This window comes from Mesotoga sp. HF07.pep.5.2.highcov (assembly GCF_003666285.1).
GTDB lineage: Bacteria > Thermotogota > Thermotogae > Petrotogales > Kosmotogaceae > Mesotoga > Mesotoga prima.
On the sequence record NZ_JFHJ01000184.1, the window covers coordinates 1 to 611 of the forward strand.

Annotated in this window: 1 protein-coding gene; it reads left to right on the forward strand. The window is 48.3% G+C overall.

Translation table 11 applies throughout. The annotated features are described in order from the left end of the window. Nucleotides 1-186 precede the first annotated feature (186 nt). Nucleotides 187-611 (forward strand): ABC transporter substrate-binding protein (locus tag BG32_RS03665; protein WP_121526396.1); only part of this gene is annotated, 425 nt, incomplete at its 3' end.

Sequence of the window (611 nt, forward strand, 5' to 3'; positions counted from 1 at the left end):
ACAGTCATATCCTTCGTGAAGAGAATTGCCTCGCAGAAGAAGCTTTCTTCACGGATGACACGAGAAAAAACGTTAAGGCCGCTGCCGAACTAGGAATTGTTTCTTTTCATTTTACTGATTCAACAGCTTTAGAAAAAAGACTCAGAGAATACCTTTGAGTAACTTCACATCGAAAGGGGTGTTACTATGAAAAGGCTTGGCGTAATTCTTCTAGTATTGCTAATGCTCGCGGTACCGATTTCTGCGCTTGGAAAGACCACCATCACCTGGTGGATCAACCCTTGGAGAATCGCACCTCCTGGCTTCCCGTCCGATAAGGCCCCAACGGAGGAGGACTTCCCGAAGTGGGCAGCTGAGGAGTTCATGAGACTTCATCCAGACGTTGAAGTCAAGTATGTCGTTGTTGGAAACACCGAATACTCTCAGAAAATGGCTGCGGCCATTGCGACTGGGACCCAGCCTGACATCTTCAAGGGCCCCGTTTGGGATACCAGATGGGTCGAAGCGGGACTTCTGGAACCTATCGACGACTACCTTACCGAAGAAGACCTTGCAGACTTCTATGAACTCGCTCTTGATGCAGGTTATGTCGATGGCAAGCATTACATCTG